Source organism: Deinococcus aquatilis DSM 23025, from assembly GCF_000378445.1.
Lineage (GTDB): Bacteria > Deinococcota > Deinococci > Deinococcales > Deinococcaceae > Deinococcus > Deinococcus aquatilis.
Map to the genome: position 1 here is coordinate 1 of NZ_KB899795.1, position 1,921 is coordinate 1,921.

1 protein-coding gene is annotated in these 1,921 nt (G+C 58.3%); it reads left to right on the top strand.

What is annotated here, in order from left to right:
* Positions 1-149: 149 nt before the first annotated feature.
* The gene (locus tag F561_RS0124250) at positions 150-1,793 is read left to right on the top strand and encodes an ISL3 family transposase (protein WP_083922647.1); all 1,644 of its coding nucleotides are present in this window, start codon (positions 150-152) and stop codon (positions 1,791-1,793) included.
* Positions 1,794-1,921: the final 128 nt, after the last annotated feature.

The window sequence follows — 1,921 nt, forward strand, 5'->3', positions numbered from 1 at the left end:
CGGCTTCTTCTTTGAACTCGGCGGTGTAGTGGTTTTTACTGGCGGTCATGTCAGTCTCCATTGTCGGTCAGACTGAACTCCTCCTCCACAAAACCGGTTCTTGCACCCTTTTGGTGCACGTTCACCTGCGCGTGGTGTTCTGATGGATCATGACACTCCCTGCTGCTCTGTCTACGCTGTTGTTCCCAGGTGGCATCCTGGACGCTATCGACGTTCAGCCCAGCCTTGATCTCCAAGCCATCGTCGTCACCGCCACGTCAGTGGCACCACAGGTGGCCTGCCCTTCTTGCCAAACGCTCACTTCCAGTCTTCATAGCCATTACCGACGCACCTTGGAAGACCTCCCGTGTCTTGGCCTAGTCGTGCATCTCCAGCTCTCGGTTCGCCGATTCCGCTGTCGCAACGAGGCGTGTCCTAGACGCATTTTCTGCGAGCGAATCGAAGGAGTGGCTGCACGTTCAGCTCGTATGACCCAACGACTGACCCGTGCGGTGCAGGACACAGCACTTGAGATTGGAGCCAGCTCAGGACAGCGGATCGGCCGGGTCTGGGGAGTTCAGCGATCACGAACGACCTCTCTCCGGGTCATGCGACGCATGACCCCATTTCAGCCGCCGACAACCATTAAGCGCATTGGGGTCGACGACTTCGCTTTCAAGCGAGGGGCATGCTATGGCACGCTGATCATTGACTTGGAAACTGGAAAGCCTATCGAAGTTCTGCGTGACCGAACAGCGACCACGCTGGCCGCGTGGCTCCAGCAACATCCCGATATCGAACTGGTGACCCGGGATCGCTCCATGGAATACGCACGTGGGTTAAGTGAAGGTGCGCCACAAGCGCAACAGGTTCTTGACCGTTGGCACCTCATCAAGAACCTCCGGGAGGCACTCGAGCGCCAAGTGCAAGGGCATCAGGACGACGTGCATCTTGCATTTGCTGGGCAGGGGGAGCACGTCGTGCTCCCCCTGCGTTCAACAGCAGCCGAGCAATCCAGCCAGGAGGCGTTCGAACGAAAATGTGCCCTGTATGCGGATCTCTATGCCCAATATCAGCAGGGGAAAAGTATCGGCGCCATCGTCCGGGCTGCTGATGTTCACCGCGCGACCGTCCATAAAGCGATTCGTTGTCAAGGACAGCCACTTCGGCGGAGTCATGCCCGCCCACTAGGCATTCTGACCCCGTTCCAACCTGTTCTCCAAGCCGCCTGGGACGCAGGTTGTCGCAATGCCAGTCAACTGTTCCGTGACCTTGTTCAGGCGGGGTACGCAGGATCCAAACGCCGCGTCATCCTGTGGGCCCAGGAACGGCGAGAGGTTCCTGCGCCGACCACGCCCGGCCGGTTCCGCGATTCGGCCATGCGGAACCGAAACGTCGCGTCTGCTCCCTCGCAGCCGATGCCGATGATGACGGTCAAAACAGCGTCTTGGCTCCTCTTTTCACTTCCAGCTGAGCTAGAGGAGGATCAGTCCCGGCTGGTGGAGCGGTTGCTGACCTGTGAACCGCTTCGAAACGCTCAGGAGTTGGTTCATGCCTTCCGTACGATGGTACGTAACCGTCAGGGTGAGACGTTCAGTTCGTGGGTGGAGCGTGTTCAGTCGAGCGGGTTGAAGAATCTGGTGAGCTTTGCCAAAGGTCTCGAGCGCGAAGGGTCAGCGCTGCTTGCAGCGCTGACCCTTCCCTACAGCAATGGTCCGACGGAAGGGGCCGTAAATCGCCTGAAGACCATCAAGCGGCAAATGTATGGACGCGCCAACTTCGATCTGTTGCGAATCCGCGTGCTCTCAGGATGACCACGTGCACCAAAAGGGTGCAAGAACCACAAAACCTTAGCAAGATCAACCCTTCATACCGAGTTGGTGGTCGCTGCACTGGACATGGCACAGCAAAGTCGGCGTCCTGGACAAGGTTTACTCCATCA